Origin of the sequence: Kaistella sp. (assembly GCF_032060305.1) — a bacterium.
Lineage (GTDB): Bacteria > Bacteroidota > Bacteroidia > Flavobacteriales > Weeksellaceae > Kaistella > Kaistella yananensis.
This window is the reverse complement of the sequence record NZ_DAMBHK010000005.1, coordinates 43,227-58,340: the sequence shown is the minus strand read 5'-3', so window position 1 is coordinate 58,340 and position 15,114 is coordinate 43,227. Positions and strand designations below refer to the sequence as shown.

The 15,114-nt window shown below is 44.8% G+C and carries 7 protein-coding genes and 1 pseudogene; all 8 read right to left on the bottom strand.

Annotation, left to right across the window (positions count from 1 at the left end; genetic code table 11):
* Positions 1–388 (bottom strand): annotated as a pseudogene (locus tag V5N63_RS01460) (polysaccharide biosynthesis protein); the annotation flags it as partial.
* 93 nt (positions 389–481) lie between these two features.
* Complete coding sequence (locus tag V5N63_RS01455; RefSeq protein ID WP_332032362.1) at positions 482–1,621, bottom strand: DegT/DnrJ/EryC1/StrS family aminotransferase; 1,140 nt, start codon at positions 1,619–1,621, stop codon at positions 482–484.
* Complete coding sequence (locus V5N63_RS01450) at positions 1,608–2,225, bottom strand: acetyltransferase (RefSeq protein WP_332032360.1); 618 nt, start codon at positions 2,223–2,225, stop codon at positions 1,608–1,610. The genes V5N63_RS01455 and V5N63_RS01450 overlap by 14 nt, the downstream gene beginning before the upstream one ends.
* Positions 2,222–2,830, bottom strand: coding sequence for a sugar transferase (locus tag V5N63_RS01445; RefSeq protein ID WP_332032366.1), 609 nt, complete (start codon positions 2,828–2,830; stop codon positions 2,222–2,224). The genes V5N63_RS01450 and V5N63_RS01445 overlap by 4 nt, the downstream gene beginning before the upstream one ends.
* A gap of 57 nt (positions 2,831–2,887) precedes the next feature.
* A complete protein-coding gene (locus V5N63_RS01440) occupies positions 2,888–3,166 on the bottom strand; it encodes a hypothetical protein (RefSeq protein WP_332032358.1) in 279 nt (92 codons plus the stop codon).
* Positions 3,167–3,267: 101 nt separating this feature from the next.
* Entirely contained in the window at positions 3,268–9,045 is a 5,778-nt protein-coding gene (locus tag V5N63_RS01435; RefSeq protein WP_332032356.1) for a choice-of-anchor D domain-containing protein, read from the bottom strand.
* Between the two features lie 2 nt (positions 9,046–9,047).
* Positions 9,048–9,761 carry a hypothetical protein gene (locus V5N63_RS01430; RefSeq protein WP_332032354.1) on the bottom strand — a complete coding sequence of 238 codons (714 nt, stop codon included), beginning with the start codon at positions 9,759–9,761 and terminating at the stop codon, positions 9,048–9,050.
* Positions 9,762–10,268: 507 nt separating this feature from the next.
* On the bottom strand, positions 10,269–14,843 hold the full coding sequence (locus V5N63_RS01425; protein WP_332032352.1) for a glycine-rich domain-containing protein: 4,575 nt from the start codon (positions 14,841–14,843) through the stop codon (positions 10,269–10,271).
* Positions 14,844–15,114: the final 271 nt, after the last annotated feature.

Here is a 15,114-nt window from a genome sequence, read left to right as displayed (position 1 = left end):
ACATGTGGATGACGCGCTGCCCGGTCACAAAATAATACCCAAAACTTCCGAATCCCACCACCATCGTCGTGCTGAGGGTCGCCAGAAAAAGCTTGAATAAATCGATAAAAGTGGAATGCCGGATGATGCCCGAAAAGGTGCGGAACATGAACATGAACACCACACTCACCCCCAGGATCAGCAGGTACATGAGCCCGCGGTGCGAAAACACCTTAATGGTGCTGTAACTCAGCTTTTCAATGAGGTAGCACGAAAAAAAGATCGCGAGCGAAATAAAGAAAATATCGATGAAAAGGATGACCCAGCGTGGCAGGTACCTTACATCCGACAGATTCATCAGGTTATCGCCGCTGTACAGTTTAGTTTTCAGATTCTTGCCAAAGCCCATAGCTTTAAATAAATATTTAGGAAACGCTCCCCGAACTCAGCCGGAAATCGAATTGTAATAATACGAAATATTATACAGTTACAGATGTTTTATTTAAGATAAACTGAAGATTTCAGCAAACAGGTGACTGATCCGGGCAAAATCATTTTCGGTGAGATTAGAGCCGGAAGGGAGACAGAGACCGGTCTCAAAACACTTTTCGGCGAGATCAGAACCAAAATATAATGAGTTTTTAAATACCGGCTGCAGGTGCATGGGTTTCCAGATGGGCCTGGTCTCAATATTCTCCTTCTGTGCCGCAAGCCTTACGGCTTCAGGAGTGATTCCACAGGCCGAATCCACACAGACCACGCTCAGCCAGTGATTCGAATAATAGTCACTGTTCGGCTCAGCATGAAGGGCAAACCCCTGGAAGTCTTTAAAGAGTTCCGCATAAAACCGGTGGTTGGCCCTGCGCTGCTCCACCCGCTGCGGAAGCACCTCCATCTGTCCGCGTCCGATTCCGGCACAGATATTACTCATGCGGTAGTTATAACCGATATTGGTATGCTCATAGTGGGGAGCGTCATCTTTCGCTTGGGTCGAGAGAAATACCGCTTTTTTTTTGAAAGCTTTGTCTTTCAGGATCAGGGCTCCGCCCCCTGAAGTCGTGATGATCTTGTTTCCGTTGAAACTCAGTACCGCCAGATCACCGAAGGTTCCGCATTTCTGGTTTTTATACATGCTTCCCAGCGCTTCCGCACTGTCCTCAATGACCGGGATATCATATTTTTCAGAGATCGCTTTAATTTCATCAGCCTTATAAGGCATCCCGTAAAGCGCGACCGCGATAATGGCTTTGGGTTTCTTTCCTTTTGAGATTCCGAATTTAATGGCATCTTCCACGGCGTTCGGACAAAGATTCCAGGTATCCTTCTCGCTGTCAACAAAAATAGGAGTGGCGCCCATATACACGATAGGATTCGCGGAAGCAGAAAACGTCAGCGACTGGCAGATGACAAAATCGCCAGGCTTCACATCCAGCAGAATCAGGGAAAGATGAATGGCCGCGGTTCCGGAACTCAGTGCCGCTACATAGATATCCTCATTCAGGAACTCCTCCAAATCATGCTCCAGCCCGTTTACGTTGGGTCCCAGCGGAGCGACCCAGTTTTCTGCAAACGCGTCCTGGATATATTTCATCTCTCCTCCGCCCATGTGGGGCGACGAAAGCCATATTTTAGATTGCTCCATGTTCTTCTTTCATTTTTATAATTTTACCGGGATTTCCTACCACCACAGCGTGGGGTGGCACATCCCGAAGCACAACGGCTCCTGCGCCGATCATGGCATTTTCACCTACCGTAACCCCCTGAATGATACTGGCTCCAATTCCAACGTGTGCTCCTTTCTTTACGGTAATATTTCCAGCCAATGATGCTTTGGGGGAAATATGTACAAAATCTTCAATCACACAATCGTGTTCGATGGTGGAGGCGGTATTGATAATGCAATGGTGACCTATTTTCACATCTGCATTGATGCAAACTTGCGGCATAACCACGGTACCTTCACCAACGCTCGAAAACCTCGATACATAGGCACTGGAATGCTGTATGGTCTCGAAGGTACACCAGTCTTTGATGCGGAGATAAATTTGTTCCCGGATACTGTTATCACCAACAGCGATAATGACTTTCTTATTCCTTATGAGTTCCTCTGCGGGGGCATACACGGGCAGATGGTGCGGAAAGTTTCCGTTCGGCCGGTCATCTACCAGATACTCCAGCAGGTGATTATTCGAAAGTATGAGGTCGTAAATGACTTTCGCCTGACCTCCGGATCCATATAAAATCATGCTTTATTTCCTTTAAAAGCTTCCATCGTCATATTGTTACCGGCATTCACATCCTGCCTTTTCAGCACTTTCGCTATCGTCATCAGGAGGATTCTAGCATCCAGCGCTAAAGATATATTTTCAACATATTCCACGTCGTAGGCAAATTTCTCTTCCCAGGAAATGGCGTTCCTGCCGTTCACCTGTGCCCAGCCCGTAATACCGGGTTTCACGTCGTGTCTTTTCTGCTGTTCTGGGCTGTAGAGCGCAAGGTATTCGGGAAGCAGGGGACGCGGCCCCACCAGGCTCATGTCGCCCTTCAGCACATTAATCAGTTGCGGAAGCTCGTCCAGCGAAGTCTTCCTTACCAGCCTGCCGAAAAAAGTAAGCCGGCGGTAATCAGGCAGCAGCCTGCCATATTCATCCCTTTTATCATTCATCGTCTTAAACTTGATGATTTTAAAAAGTCTTCCGTTCCTGCCCGGTCTAGTCTGAATAAAAAAGGAACTTCCACCATTGACCAAAACCAGAATCAAAGCAACTCCCAATAAAACCGGACTCAGCAAGACCAAAGCTATAAGTGCGGTAATAACATCTATAACGGGTTTCAGAAACTTTTCGTACACATCGATTTCATTAATAATCCAAGGCAAAAACCCGAAACTGATTTCGGGTTTGAGGTATCATCTGGACAGGGATTTCCTGTGGTAAGTTTTGTAAATAATCAGCCCGGCAGCGACCATAAGCAACATTGGGATATAATCGTCGATGGGTACGGTGTCTTCGCCAGGGTTACCAGGGCCATAAGCAATCTCTGGTTCCTTTTCGGGTACATCTGAATAAGCATCGGTATACTCTTCCCGTTCAGCCATTTCTGCAGTATCGTCAAAAACATTAGTTTGCGTCTGTGCCGTAACACCGAAAGAAATAAATATGATGAAGATATAGATGTATTTTTTCATTTATTGAACAATTTGGTGCAAAGATAATAATCTCTTTTAAAAAAAGACGTTCAAAGATAATTAATTTCGATTAATATAAAATACAGCGGTGTCTCTGGTTTCTACTTCAATATTTTTTTGGTCACGGTTTTTTCGTCACATTTAATTTTCAGCACGTATGTACCGGAAATGTATGATGAAGCATTGATTCGCAATTCATCGGAACCTCCTTTCACCTTAATAATCAGCCTACCAGAAACATCGTACACTTCTACTTCATCAATTCTTGAATGCTTCGACTTCACAATGATATCGTTGGCATTTCTGTACACAGTAAGCGTTTCTTTTATTCCGCTATCAGTAGCAAGTACAGTCCCCGGTTTATAAACAATTTCAAAACGATTTTCATCAACGCCCATTGCCGTAGTAAATTCATAAGGTGTATCTGACAAATTAGTTAGCGTATTCAACAGTTTGTCCTTCAAATAGATCGGTTGATTATCAAAAGCGCCGTAGTTGCTCTCCAAACTTATTTTCTGTAAACCTGTTTCAGAACTTTTAATACCTAAAGGAATTTTATCTTCCGTATTAAAATCTCCTTTTCTGCTTTGGATGGCTAATTTTCGTGCGTCGGAGCTTAACGAATAAAAGTTTTCCGTTACTGCTTCACTAAAAATCATACTGTCAAATCTTTCAAAAGAATTTTCTGCCTCAGGGTGGTAAGCTAGCGCGATCACGATATTCATCTGATTTGGTGTGGTTAAAGTAAGCCAGAATTTATCAGTTGTTGCTTCATTCGCTTTGTAATATACTCCGTCAGTTCCTCCCAATGGTTTCGTTAAGCTCGTTCTATGAGTATTTTTAATGGTTAGGCTGCCACCGCTTTCGGCTGCTCTCATAATGAATCCCTGTCCGGGTTTTAAAATCCCATTGGGTTTTTTACCCGTAGTTGCCAATCTTGGTGCAGGAGTTCCAATTCCGGTGGACAGATTAAGCAATGCATAATTCATATTAACGTAACCGGAACCTTGTTGGGTAAGATCGGTATTACTGGTATTATCCCAGAAGTAGGCAGTTGGGGTTTCGATATCCGGCCCACTAGTTACATTGTAAAATTTACCGTTATTATCCCCATCTGCAAATAACTCCAACAAATTAAGGTTGGATGGATATGGGTTTCCAATTAAATTATAGTTGCTTCCCGCCGTGGACAAAAGCATGCTGGTAATTCCGGCCGTAGTTTCATTATGAGGCTCACCTACAAATTTTGCCGTGAGGGCTGGTGCATAATCTGTATTTGAAGAACCTTTTATGGAATAGCCTTTAGCAAATACAGATTTTGGGTTACTGGAAGTAGGCAATACGGTAAAACGGTCATTTGCTGAATTGTAAACCATGACTTTATTATCAGGAATCCCCGGATATAAACTGTACAATGGTTGATCTTTCACAGGCGAAGACCAATAATTATATTGAACAGAGGGCACGGTGGCTTTCCGCTCCATTGTGATGTCTCCTGTGTTTACTGCATCTTTCTCCTGCATTAGAATGGCGTTGTTTTTAAAAATTGCCTCTCCGCCCTCGGCGATCTGAATCCCTTTTTTAGCCGTAACTACATAAGGGTTTTCATTGTCAGGCACTTCCGGGATGGTTAATACTGCCGTTGCGGAAATGACTTTAAGTTCATTATTGACCACTAAATTTTTCCCGCCCGGCGTTACGTTACTGCCGGAGACATCTACGTTGAAATACGCGGGTTTTACCCTGATTTTAGTATTATTGTTACCCGCAAACTCTACGGTACCAGAATTTAATGTGTAATTTCCCGATAATGATGGCTTGAAACCTCCACCTGAAACTACATACTTGCCTCCCTTCATCACCAAATCTCCCTTTTGCACATCAGCCTCACCATCATTATTCTCATCAACGGTACCGTTGTAATTTCTAAAACCTTTACTAGGGTCATCAAATACTTTTCCCTTTCTGATTTCTAAAAGACCGTTAATTCCACCTGTAGTGCCAAATGTTGTGGTACCCGTAGATCTGAATTCCAAATCATCCTGCGTCGCATTCTGAGTTTCAAGTTCTACAATAAGTTTACCTGTAATCTGATCTGGAATGCCATTTCCCGTAGCTTGGTTTACTTTTCCAATATAATGATAAGTTGCACCTTTATCGAAAACTCTTCCGGTAGTCATTGTCCGTACGTTACCCGATCCGGTGGTATTAGTGATTCCTTCAGAGGATGTAATTTTGATTGTGGAATTGGCTTCTGTTTTGAACGCTGCAGTATTAACGTGATTGGTAATATTAAGTGCCAGATTTGACGGACTAAATCCGAAATCAAGTGTACCGCCATTTTTCACGTTAAATGAAGAGCTGCTGCCTAAAGCCAGATCCTGATTAATCAATTTTACATAAGCTCCTGAATTAACATTGAAAGCAATATTTGAAGCGGTGGCTGCATTGGCTACATCGATGGTTTGGATCGTTGGATCATCTTTGTTACCAACCCATGTTCCTGCGAAATTTAAAGTTGCGTTGGTTGATCCTGCTGAAATTAATTTACCAATTGAACCAATCTGCATATCACCTTCTAAATTTATTGTTGTGCTTGCAGAAGGATTAGATGTAAATGTTAAAGTATTTCCACTATTATTTATAAAATCTCCTTTAACATTAAATACAATTGTATTTGTGCCAGTAGTTAAATTGATATTAGTAGTTGAAGTGTCATTAGAATTTTGTCCAATAATAAAATTACCTCCTATTGTCCAATTTACCGAACCATAAAGCAAAGTCTGAGAACCTGAACCAATTCCATAAGGTCTAATTTCAAGATTACCATGCGTGACTGTGGTGTTGTTTAAATTTGTTGTGGTAAACCTTAAGTCTTTTACAATTGGATCAAAAAGCAAATTTCCAAAATATGCAGTTACCCCATTATAAGTGTTTGAAGATAATTTATCTGCGGGTGGAAAAAAATATTTACCAGAACCTGTCTCATGGTTTTTAACAATAAAATTTGACGCAGGATGAAAAACCTCAACACCATTCCATAAACTGCCTGTTAATCCTGCTGCTGCAGTAGAGCTTAAATTAAAAATGAAATTACCGCCATCTTTAATTTCAAAATTACGATCTGCAAGAACGTTGAAACCGACAGTTTTCATCTCCAATGTTGCTCCGTTTTCTATAATAACATTTCGAAATGTCCAGTTTGAAGATGGATTAAAAACTAGAGTAGCAGGTAAACCTGTAGTTTCATCTTTAGTAACTACAATCTTAGCTTTTCCATGACCTGTAGCATCTGTTGGAATCTCCGTATTTAATGTTATGTATGCCGTATATTCTGTTGCTGCTGTTGGTTGACCAACATAATCTTGCCAACCAAGAGTTGAACTATATCGTTCCCATTGTGTTGATCCTGGCGTTGTAGGATTATACGACCATGTTCCACTTGATTTAGTTCTATAATCACCATGAATATATGTAATAGTGGTAATATCAAAAGCATTACTTATTGCATCTGTCAATCCTGTAGATGTTGCAGTTAACTTCAGTCCTGTTCCAACTACGGTATGTGTTAATCCACTAAAAGTTGCTACCCCGGAAGCGGAGGCCACCGTGACAGGTGAACCCGTTAATGTTCCGGTAGAAGTAATTACAATATTTCCAGAATAATCTAAATCTTTATTGTTATTATTATCACTTGCGGAAACTACGACATTGCTCATCGGTGAATTAACGCCTGTAGTTACAGGTTGGGTTGTAAACGCTAACCGATCTGCTATTACAACAATTTTGTTTTCGTTCCCTGTGACTGTCGCCACTGCGTTTACAGTTCCGAAACCGGAGCCTGATGTCGCAGCAGCTGCTCCCGTAACGGAAACCTGAATCTGTTGATTATCGGTCACCGAAGTATTAAAACTTACTCGTACACTGAAATCTTTGGTGGTACCATCTGCCACTATTATATTAAGTCCAGTAAATGCATTAGAAGCAGTTGCTGCCAGTTCTCCTAATTCAGTAGCACCATCATAAAGTGCAATTTTTCTGATATTAGCAGCGTTGGTCAATCCCACCGTCAAACTGTTCACCGTTGTTCCCAAATTATCCGCATCTGCAGTTGCACCACCATCCCGAATGGTGAATTTTGCTATTTCTACCGCACCAATTGCGCCAGTAATATCAGTTGCCTGATAATTTGCATAAGCAATATTTGTAGGATAAGTGTAAGGTGCAACGATAACATCTGATGTCGCACTTGCTGTTCCCGTCCCCGTCAAATTAATGATATAAGGATTTTCATTGGCATCATCGTTAACCAAAGAAAGTTGTGCAGTTTTCGGTCCGGTGGTTGTTGGGGAAAACGTCACCGTAAATGTGGTCGTGTAGCCACCAGCAACGGTAGAATTCTCGGGTTGTGTAATTGTGTATTCACCCGCATTCGTGCCACTAATACTCAATGCACCTACTGACAAATCGTTCTGTCCTGTATTTTCTACTGTAAAAGTAATAACTGAAGAACTCGTACCCGAAATTTGATTTCCGAACGTGTATGTACCCCCTGATACGATATTCGTTCCGCCTTGTTTTATATTAATTTCACGCGGTCTAGTTACGGTAATGACACCACTGATATAAGTATTTCCGTTCCATTCGCCACCCGAATTGGCTGTTGTTCCATGACCTGCATAATACCAAGTACTGCCACCCGTTAATTTGTATCGGAATGCTACATAATAAGTTCCGTCAACTGAAATATCTGCGCCAATGTTACGGGTGTATTCATCTGCACCGTCTGCATCGGTATTAAACGTGGCGGGTTTCCAACTGGCTGCAGACCAAGTAGCAGGATCTGTGTTCGTGGTACTATAACCTACCTCTGCGGTGATTCCGTTTCCCGGACTGCCCACATCGGTAATCCCCGGCTGATATACACGACCATAAACATTAAATGAATCGCCAAGAATATAAGTGCCGGTATGTGGATGTTGGTAATTTCCCCAACTGACCTTGTTTGGATTCACCGTCAGTACGCCGTTATCTGATGTTGAAGCCCACGGTGCATTATTGACACCGCCATAAAAATAGGCACCGGTTCCTGATTGAAATCGGGAAGCATAATAATACGTTCCCGGACTAAGCCCTGAAAGAACAGCAGAATATTCATCATTATTCGTTCCATCATTTCCAAAATAACTGGCTGACACCCATGTCCACCCTGCTCCACTCGGATTAGAGTTGGCAGTACTATATCCTATCCATGCGGAAATATTCGGTCCCTGAGCTGGCGAAGCAAGATTGGTAGATCCATCCGCAAACACTCTTGCGTAAATAGTAGCAGAAGCGGGTTCGGTAATTGGGTTAGGAGCTACCGGCTGTACATTGGCCCAAGTAATTGAAGAAGTAGTGGTCACTTCTGTCCAATTAGAAGGAAGAATAGATACACCTCCTGCGTTTTCGGAATTGAAATGATATCGATAACGTGTATTGGCTGTTGCTCCGGTTACATCATAATACGGTGTACCGGAAGGAATATTATTATAGGTTCCAAATGCAACCCAAGCAGAACCATCCCATTTTTCGACGGTCAAATTATACCAATACGTTTCGCCTCCACCGGCACCAGGATTGGTCCAGTTTGCACGGAACTCATTGTTGCTAATATTGGAAGCAGCATTGCTCGTGGTAGAAATTGGTAGAGTCACAATATATTGGGTAGCGGTAACCGGTGTATTGTGGGAATATCCTGTTTGTGGCGTTGCACAATCATTTTTCGCATAAGCCCTGTAGAAATATTTGGTATTTGCGTTTAATCCGGCATTAAGAGAATATGCTCCTGTTCCCGGGGCAGTTGGTATTTCGTTAACCGTACCCGGTGAAGTCGCCACATCTACAGTAGTGGATATTGGAAACCTCTTTCAGTGATATTAGTTCCACCACCGGCATTGGTAATACTTCCTGAAAAATCTACCCCGGAAGTTGAATTATTTACTGCTGAAACGGTGGAAGAGACTGTTGAAGCGGCACAGGTGGGAGTCGCCGTACCTTGTACAGAAAAGTCATCAATTCTGTAGTTTCCATTATTTGTTGCTGCTGCCGAAAACCTAAATTGTAAATTAGATACTTCTTCTGCTCCTGAAGGTAACGAAATCCTATTTCCACTATTTACCAGCGCCCATGCATTCCCATTTTTAGTGTAAGCATAAGTAATTTTATTCCATGTTGTTCCATTTGAAGACCATTCAATTATAATATCCCCATTAAAAGTTGAAGTCCCTCTACCACCCCATAGTAATGTAATATTTGTATAACCAACTGTTGATAAATTATTATTGTAAGTTAAGGTGTGAGTAATTCCGTTTGTTCCTGTACCATTAAAAACTATATTACTTCCACCACTAGCACCAGTATAGGTACTTGAAGCAGAGGAGGTACTGGCATTCCATCCAGAACTAGTACTCGAACTAGACCATCCTGTGACCAATGAAGTATTAGTACCAAAATTAGTACTGTATAGCGTTGCTTGCCCCCATCCAGCCACAGAAATAAAAAGCAGGAGTGCAGCAAGCAAAGATTTATAAAAAGAAAATAAAGTTGTTTTCATAAAGTAACAAATTTAATAAGAGGTAGTTCTCATTATTTGGGGAAGCAAAATTACAGATTATTTTAATACTCACTTAAAATATTTATATTATTTACAAATATTTATTATATGCTTAATGTTTATCCAAACAATCATTTGGATTAATTATCATATCCTTAACGATAATGTAAATTAAAACACGTTCTTCATCGGCATTTCCGGGGATTAGCTCAATAAAATTCCCCAAAATTCAGACTTTGGTTTACCCTGTCCGTAACATCCGCACGAAAGACAGAATTTTTTCAGGATAATTTCCCAACTTCGGCATACACAGAAACAGCGTCGCAGGCATCTGAAACCTACTAAACGTACCTCAGCAAATAACCGCTGATCTCTGAGCGGGCATCCGTCAGCATATGCTCTCCAAAGACCGACAGCTGCCGCTGACAGCGAAGCCCAGGGTGTGCAGGAAACAAAAGAAGCGCTTCTTTCGAAGCGCTTCCAGGTTGATTTGTATAAAGCAGACCTTTACTTTCTGATTTTCTTCACGGAGCGTTGCCCGTCTTCAAGCTCGGTCTTTACAAGATATATTCCGTTCACGAGAAGGTCTCCCGGTATTACGATTTCCTTCCTGAAAGGATTAGTGCTGTACACCATTCTTCCTGAAGCATCGTACACTTCAAGGGCTGCAATCCTTTTATGGGAAGAACGCACGGTAAAGTCACCGCCATCCCGGTACACCTCAAGGGTTCCCTGTTGTTCTGCATCGGTAGCCAAAACGGTCTCCGGCTGGTAAATGATCTCGAACCGGTCTTCACTTATTCCCTTGCTTGCGGTAAAAATATAACTGCCTTCGCTCAGGTTCGTCACCGCTCCGGTCTGCCTGTCTTTCAGATAAATTGCCTGGCCGTTGGCAAAAATACCTTCCGTATTTTTCAGTGAAATGGTGTAATTGCCGTTCCTGAAGAAATTGGCGCCCAAAGAAACTTTATCTGTATCCGTGAAGACACCCTTGCCCTGAATCATCAATCGGTAATCCTGAACTTTTGAATAGAAGAGATCTGCACTCATTCCTAAAATCTCCGCATCGTAATCCTTTTCGAAACCGTTAGTGGCCCCCGGAACATAACCGATAAGCTGACTGTTCAGGATATTGTCGGGAGAAAGCAGCTCAAGCCAGAAGCGGTTCTTCTCATTACCCCTCTGGTAGAAATTCCCTGCATCTGCCACACGGAGATCATCTCCGGCGCCATAGGAATTTCGGAACTCCACCGTTCCTGCAGTTTTTGCCTGTACAAGGAATCCCTGTCCGACTTTTACGATACCGTTGGGTGCCACGGTACCTCCTGTGGCTCCGGTTCCGCCGGTTCCGTTATATACCGCATAGTTGTTACCACTGTAGCTGGATCCCTGCTGATTGGCGACATAAGCAGTATTCGTCCAGAACCATGCAGTACCGTGAATAACAGAAGCATTATTGATAAAGAACTGATCCACATTAATGTTGGAAGGATAAGGATTACCGATCAGGTTGTAGCCGTGCTCCACCGTACCGCCGGTTCCGGTATTCGGGGATTTCGTAACTCCCCTGCGCACCAATCCGTTATTCGGAACACCCGTAAAGATATAGGTTTTCGCATAGGGGTTAGACAAGCCTCCTTCTGCACGGAAGGCATAACCTTTCCCTTTGATAAACTCGTTTTCAGGTGCCTGTTTGAAGAGGTCTGTGGCCTCGGTATATTCGAAGATCCTGTTGCGCGGCGTACCCGGCGAAAAATCCTGCAGATTCTGCCCTGTCACCGGAGCACTCCAGTAAATATAGTCCATACCGGTGGTGAGGTTGTTCTTCACCCCGCTCACACTGCGCTCTACCATAAATTTAGCCTCAGCACCGGCGGTATAAGTACCGCCTTCGCTCTTCTGCAGGAGGTTGGCATCGCTCTTTACCACAATAGTACCGTTATTGATGATATTTCTTAAGATTTCCATAAAGGTCCCCTCTCCAATGGTCAGGGTTACTCCAGGGTTGGTCTGGCATCCGCACGCCGTGATATTTCCGTTGGTGGTGGAATAATCTGCTGCAAATACTGCCAGTTTGGTATTATCGGGCAAACCGTTATCCCAATCCGTTCCGTTCCACGTCGTTACACTGAAGTTCACAGTTGCCGTACTGCTGCTTCCTGAAAGCGCCGCGGTACAGATCCCGTTCGATACGGACAGAAGAGTTAGCGTCTGGCTGGCAGATGCTGCACTTACGGTAACCAGTGCTACTCCTGAACCAGGCAATGTCAGGGATACGGGTGCCCCTCCGTTCAATTGATAGATCACGGTTGCCGCCGGTGTTCCGACAATATTGAATACCACATCTGCTACCGTACAGATCTGCCCGCTGCCGATCGCAGACACTGCCGCGGAAGGAGTAGGGTTAACCGTGATGATCCCGGTCTCGGTAAGGATCTCGCAAGTTCCCGTGAAGGTTACGGTATAGTTAAATGTTCCGGAGACTGTTGGCGTGCCGCTGATCATGAAAGCATTCGAAGCGAAGCTTCCGGTTAGCCCTGCCGGCAATCCAGTGACGTTGGCACTGGTGATTCCGGTCGCAGTGTATGTCACCGGTGTTACCGCATCAGAGGAACATACGGTCTGGTTGTTTGTTCCCGCGCCCGAAGTTAAAGTCACGGTAGGAGCAGGCAATCTGGATGCGACTGAGAACGGCGCGCTCGCGGCAGAAGTACAGCTTCCGTTACCGGAGGTTACCGTATAGCTGGTTCCTGCAAGCAAACCGGAAATTATCCCGCCCGAACCGATGGTAGGTCCTGAAGGCACAAAAGTATAGGTATTGGTAGCGGCGTAATTAGAAATGGTCGCTGTTCCCGCTGAGCTGCAGGTAGCTCCTGTCGTAACTATTGCAGGGACTGCCGGGGTAGGAAGCTGCGCCGTAATGGTAAAAGACAGACTCGCCGCGGAAGTACAACTGCCGTTACCGGAGGTCACTGTATAGCTGGTGCCTGCAGCCAATCCGGAAACTATTCCCCCCGACCCAACTGTAGGACCTGAAGGGCTGAAAGTATAGGTATTCGTAGCGGCGTAATTAGAAATCGTCGCTGTTCCCGGTGCGCTGCAGGTGGCTGGAGTGGTAGTAACCGTTGGTACTGCAGGAGTGCTGAGTTGTGCCGCGACCGTAAATGCTGCGCTAGCTGCTGAAATACAGCCTGAAGCATTTCTGGCGGTGACGGTGTACGTGGTTCCATAGTTGAATCCTGTTACTGTTCCGCTGCTGTTGACCGAAGGCCCTGCCGGTGAAAAAGTATAGGTATTGGCAGTCGCGTAATTCGAAATCGTCGCTGTTCCCGGTGTACTGCAGGTAGCCGCAGTAATATTAATGGTAGGAATTACGGGTGTTGGGTTCACCTTTACCATCACTACCGCGGAATATCCGCTGGCGCAGCCTGAACTTACATATCTTCTGAACCAGGTCGTCTGGGTAAGCGCACCGCTGGTATAATTGATTCCACTGTTCGCTCCGGCAGCAGGTGCGAATCCTGCAGTTGCACTGGTGGTACTGCTTTCCCAAAGGTAGGTATAGGTTCCGTTTCCGCCGGTCGGGTTACTCCCGCTGATGCTTACACTGGTTCCGCTGCAGATGGCCTGCGCGTAAGATGCTGAAACATAAAGCCTCTTCAGCGTACCTACACAGGGATCCCCGAAGACCGCATTGGTGGCTGGAATCGTTACCGATCCTGAATTACCCAACAGATAGTCCTCAGACACCGACTGACTTGTAGCTGCATGACAGGCACCCAGTGTATAATTAGGCGCAGTTCCGCCAGGCGTACCATAACTCGCAAAATTTACTGTAGCGAAATACGTCCCTGCGGGCGCAGTTAAAACAGCGTTCCCATTTTCTGCGGCAGTTGCACTTTGTTGTCCTGAGGTGCCGTTTGAATAGGATAAAATGTTATTTGATACTGCCGTGAGAGCTGTGATGGTCTGATTGGGAGTAGTGTATACCGCATTTCCCGGCCCCACTCCTGTAGTCCCACCCGGATTGTTTCCGAACCATGCAACGTTCTCATAAACCACATCAAAGGTTAGATTATTAGTACCCGCGGCCAATGGCGTGGTGTAGGCACCGTTTACGTTATTGGAAGCCGTTACTGTAAAAAAATAAGTTCTGGTTGCACCCGGGGCTAAATTTCCGGCGTCAACCCGTACATGATAATCGGGCCAGCTGCTGCCGTTCGTATTCCATTTAATCCCGATATTGAAATCTTTACCTGCTCCGTCGGTCCACGCCTGGGTACCGATATTTTTAATGGTCACACTTACCGTTCTTGTTTCCCCGGCACACCAGGTCGATGATCCGGTATCTGCAGAGATAATCTGTGCAAGATAAGCAGGGGTATAGGTGATGATGACCTGCCCGTTTCCACCTGCACCCGAGCCAATACTGGTACCGTTACTTCCTCGTTCGCCGCCCCCGCCACCGGGGAATCCTCCGTTGCTACCATTTTGATTGGTATTTCCTCCATTTCCTCCGGCAGCTCCACCGCCTGCTCCGGCAGTTCCACCGACAGCGCCGTTTGTATTATTGGTGCTCCCACCAGTTCCTCCGTCGCCCTGGGAACCGGCCGAACCGCCCCCTCCGGCTCCGCCGTTTCGGGTACTGCTTCCTCCATTACCGCCGCTGTATCGCACAGCTCCTGTACTGGCAGTAGCTGAGCCTCCCGTAGCACCGTTTCCTCCTTTAGCAACGATCAGTGTTCCAAAACTGGAATCCTGTCCGCTGTTGCCCGTACCAGCGGCACCGCCACTGCCGACTCTTACCGTATAAGAAGCTCCCGGGGTTACAGACAAGGTGTTATGTCCTGCGAAAGCTCCGCCACCACCGCCGCGGCTGATATCGTTGTTTCCCCCGGAACCGCCACCCCAGGCCTCCACCTTGATAGTGTTTACACCGGCGGGCACGGTAAAAGTGTAGGTCCCCGGGACATTATACGTCTGTGATGCCTGCCCGAACGAAAAAGACGACATGATGATCGACAGTATGGGAAGGAGTTTTAGAAATGTTCTTGAATCAAAAAGAGTATTTTCTTTACTCATATACAGAATTTTTATTTTAAATCGTTGATAATAAATAACTTCAAAGCAATTCTATCGCACATCAGCACAAACGACGTGGGTTGTCCGCCAGTTGCTTTTTTAGACCCGGCAAAACTATTAATAATTTACGGATATTTAACATAAAATACACGGGTTTCTTTTTTTATTGCCTGAAAAAAAAGACAGTTTAACGGGGGCCCAAAACGCACCTTTACAACATTAGATAATGGGCACCAAAAAAAAGACCTGAAATGATTCAGGCCTTTACTTA